We start from the raw sequence: 3,946 nt of genomic DNA, 5'->3' as shown, positions 1-3,946 counted from the left end.
TATTTCTATGAGCGCTTTGGGCGAGACCTGCAGCTCTGGGCCCCGTCGACCCCATCCCCGGCCGCCACCCAGCTGTCCCTGACAGAGTGCCCGCCGGACTACACACGGGCCGACGAGCCCTGCACCGAACCGAGCGGCTACTGGCAATTGCGAGCCCCCCAAGGCGCTGGATCGGCACCCAGCGCCCTGCACCTGCAAGGCGTGTGGACACCCGTCGGACTGCCCGGCCGCCGCCCTCCGACGGCCTCCACCATCGTGCTGCAACGCATAGGCGACTACCAGGAGGGCGCCGATGCCTTCAAGGACCCCTATGAGCAACGCCGGGAGCGCGGCACCCGCGGCCAGAGCCGGGCCGGTGGCCGCATGGGGCCGGTGAGCTGGCAGCAATGGACCGACCCGCGCACCCACGTCTCGACCCCGCAGTTCACCCAGGGCGCCTCCGGCGAGGTGCTGGCGCGCATCAACCAGCAGCTCAAGGCGCAATGGCAAGAACGCGTCAGCGAAGCCCTCACGGCCGTGGACCACGACGACGAGTTGCGCGTGGCCTTTGCCAACCCGCGCTGGCTGGCCCTGACCTACAGCGTCGGCAGCTACCACGCTGGCGCCGCCCACCCCACCAATGCCTTCACCGCCACCACCTATGACCTGAGCACCGGCCAGCCGGTGGTGTGGTCACGCTGGTTCCGCTTCACGACACCACAGCCCGAGACCCTGGACATCCAGCGCAAGGACCTGCTGGCAGCGCAGGTGCTGCGCGCCATGACCGAACGGGTGGCACACGCAGGCACCACGTCCGAAGTGGACGACGAGTCCTGTGCCGAACGGGTCCTCCAGCTCTATGACTGCCGGGGTGGCCGCTGCGCCAGCCCGGCCCTGACGCAAGGCCAGGTCCCCTCGGACTGGATCCTCTGGCCCACGCCGCAAGGCTTGGCGGTGTCCCCCAATGTGTACAGCGAAGCCGAGCGGGGCTGCCGGGGCGAGCATGTCGTGCTGCCCTGGAAGCAGGCCCGTCAGGCCCTGCTGCGCCCCGGGAGCCTGCCATGAGCGCCCGCCCCTCACGCCGGGCGATGCTGTTGACCGCCACCATCGGCGGCCTCAGTGGCCTCGGTGGAGGCTGGTGGTGGTCACAGCAGGCCGCCTCACGCAACCCGCCCCCCGGCGAGCCCCTGCCTGCCGACTTCTGGCAGCAGCAGTTCGACACCCTGGCGGGCACGCCCTTGCACCTGGCCAGCCTCCAGGGTCGGCCCCTGCTGCTGAACTTCTGGGCCACCTGGTGCCCCCCCTGCGTCAAGGAAATGCCCGAACTCGACCGCTTCCACGAGCGCTTTGCCCCCCAGGGCTGGCAGGTTCTGGGCCTGGCCATCGACGGCCCCACCCCGGTGCGCGAGTTCCTGGCCAAGACGCCGGTGAAGTTCCCCATCGGTCTGGCGGGCTTTGGCGGCACTGAGCTGAGTCAAGCTCTGGGCAATACGGCTGGGGGTCTGCCCTTTTCCGTGCTGATCGATGCCCAGGGGCGCCTGAGACAGCGTAAGATGGGGGCCACTCATTTCGACGAGTTGCGCCAGTGGGCGCAGGCCCTGGCCTGAATCCTTGCCCACCTCAGGCATTTGCGGTTTTTTCAGCCATTTGCGCTTAAAATCCGCCTACTTTCAATTTCTTGGTTCATCACCGACACACCTCAGACGCTGGGGTTGACTGGGTGACAGGCCAGAGACACATGCAGATTCTCGTTCTCCATGGTCCCAATCTGAACCTGCTGGGCACGCGTGAGCCCCAGGTTTACGGGGCCACCACCCTGGAACAGATCAATGATGCGCTGGTCCAGCGGGCAGCAGCCCGAGGCGCCAGCCTGAGTGCCTTCCAGAGCAACCACGAGGGCGCCCTGATCGACCGCGTTCAGGCCGCCCGTCTGGATGGCACCGGTTTCATCCTCATCAACCCCGGGGCCTACACCCACACCAGCGTCGCCTTGCGCGATGCCCTGGCGGGCGTGGCCATTCCCTTCATCGAAGTGCACCTGTCCAATGTGCACCGCCGTGAGCCCTTCCGCCAGCACTCCTACTTCTCGGACCTGGCTGAAGGCGTGATCGTGGGCCTGGGCCCCATGGGCTACCAGCTGGCGCTGGACGCGGCCCTCGCCCGTCTGAGCACCGCCCCCCCGCCAACCGCCTGAGCGGCACCCCCGCCTCTCACCGGCCCCACCTTGTTGTACGAGCCGCCTGGCTCGACTCCCTTCCTGGAGATCCACCATGGACCTGCGCAAACTCAAGACCCTGATCGACCTCGTTTCGGAATCCAATGTATCCGAACTCGAAATCACCGAGGCCGATGGCAAGGTTCGCATCGTCAAGGCGGGCGCCGCCCCGGTCATGACCTACATGCAACCGGCCACCGCCATGGCAGCCCCCGCACCGGCAGCAGTGCCCGCAGCCACGGCCCCTGTGGAAGCCCCCGTGGTGGAGACCGGCCACACGGTCAAGTCGCCCATGGTCGGCACCTTCTACCGCGCCTCCAGCCCCGGCGCCAAGTCGTTTGCCGAGGTGGGTGACCAGGTCAAGGAAGGTCAGCCCATCTGCATCATCGAAGCCATGAAGATCATGAACGAGATCGAGGCAGACAAGGCCGGCACCATCACCAAGATCCTGGTCGACAACGGCCAGCCCGTCGAATACGGCCAGCCCCTGTTCATCATCGAATAAGGCGGCTGGTGGCCATGTTCAAAAAAATCCTCATCGCCAATCGAGGCGAAATCGCCCTGCGCATCCAGCGCGCCTGCCGCGAAATGGGCATCCAGTCGGTGGTGGTCTACTCTGAAGCCGACCGCGACGCCAAGTACGTGCGCCTGGCCGACGAGGCCGTGTGCATCGGCCCGGCCCCCTCGGCCCAGAGCTATCTGCACATGCCCGCCATCATCTCGGCCGCAGAAGTGACCGATGCCGAGGCCATTCACCCCGGCTACGGCTTCCTGTCCGAGAACGCCGATTTCGCCGAACGGGTCGAGTCCAGCGGCTTCACCTTCATCGGCCCCTCGCCCGAGAGCATCCGCATCATGGGTGACAAGGTCTCGGCCAAACAGGCCATGATCAAGTCGGGCGTGCCTTGTGTGCCCGGCTCCGAGGGGGCCCTGCCCGACGATCCCAAGGAGATCATCAAGATCGCCCGATCGATCGGCTACCCGGTCATCATCAAGGCCGCTGGCGGCGGCGGTGGCCGCGGCATGCGCGTGGTCCACACCGAGGCCGCCTTGCTGCACGCCGTGCTGACCACGCAGACCGAAGCCGGTGCCGCCTTCGGCAACCCGCAGGTCTACATGGAAAAGTTCCTGGAGCACCCGCGTCACATCGAGATCCAGATCATGGCCGACACGCACAAGAATGCGGTCTGGCTGGGTGAGCGCGACTGCTCCATGCAGCGCCGCCATCAAAAGATCATCGAAGAAGCACCGGCCCCCGGCATTCCCCGTCGCGCCATCGAGAAGATCGGCGAGCGCTGCGCCGCCGCCTGCAAGAAGATCGGCTACCGTGGTGCAGGCACCTTCGAGTTCCTCTACGAGAACGGCGAGTTCTACTTCATCGAGATGAACACCCGCGTGCAGGTGGAACACCCCGTGACCGAACTGGTCAGCGGCATCGACATCGTGCAGATGCAGATCCGCGTCGCCGCGGGCGAGAAGCTGCCCTTCACGCAACGCCAGATCGAGATGCGCGGCCACGCCATCGAGTGCCGCGTCAATGCGGAAGATCCGGTCAAGTTCATCCCCTCGCCGGGCCGCATCACCATGTGGCACCCCCCCGGTGGCCCGGGGGTGCGCGTGGACTCGCACGCCTACACCAACTACTACGTGCCGCCCAACTACGACTCGATGATCGGCAAGATCATCGTGCACGGTGACACCCGCGATCAGGCCCTGGCCCGCATGCGCACCGCGCTGTCCGAAACGGTGGTC

At 66.5% G+C, this 3,946-nt stretch carries 5 protein-coding genes; all 5 read left to right on the top strand.

The window, feature by feature from the left end; all coding sequences use genetic code 11:
• A partial coding sequence (locus VFW84_RS17115) for a hypothetical protein (RefSeq protein ID WP_329681684.1) occupies positions 1-1,044 on the top strand: 1,044 nt, incomplete at its 5' end.
• The gene (locus VFW84_RS17110) at positions 1,041-1,586 is read left to right on the top strand and encodes a TlpA disulfide reductase family protein (protein WP_329681683.1); all 546 of its coding nucleotides are present in this window, start codon (positions 1,041-1,043) and stop codon (positions 1,584-1,586) included. The genes VFW84_RS17115 and VFW84_RS17110, both read left to right, overlap by 4 nt.
• A 131-nt stretch (positions 1,587-1,717) precedes the next feature.
• Positions 1,718-2,173 (top strand): type II 3-dehydroquinate dehydratase, encoded by a 456-nt coding sequence (gene aroQ / locus VFW84_RS17105; RefSeq protein ID WP_329681682.1) that lies wholly within the window; start codon positions 1,718-1,720, stop codon positions 2,171-2,173.
• Positions 2,174-2,249: 76 nt separating this feature from the next.
• Positions 2,250-2,699, top strand: a complete 450-nt coding sequence (accB, locus tag VFW84_RS17100) for an acetyl-CoA carboxylase biotin carboxyl carrier protein (RefSeq protein WP_329681681.1) — start codon at positions 2,250-2,252, stop codon at positions 2,697-2,699.
• A gap of 14 nt (positions 2,700-2,713) precedes the next feature.
• The coding region (gene accC / locus VFW84_RS17095) for an acetyl-CoA carboxylase biotin carboxylase subunit (RefSeq protein ID WP_329681680.1) at positions 2,714-3,946 on the top strand (1,233 nt) is incomplete at its 3' end.

This window comes from Aquabacterium sp. (assembly GCF_036279655.1).
In the GTDB taxonomy this organism is placed as follows: domain Bacteria; phylum Pseudomonadota; class Gammaproteobacteria; order Burkholderiales; family Burkholderiaceae_C; genus Aquabacterium.
The sequence above is the reverse complement of the archived record's forward strand: the minus strand, read 5'-3'. Positions and strand labels throughout refer to the sequence as shown.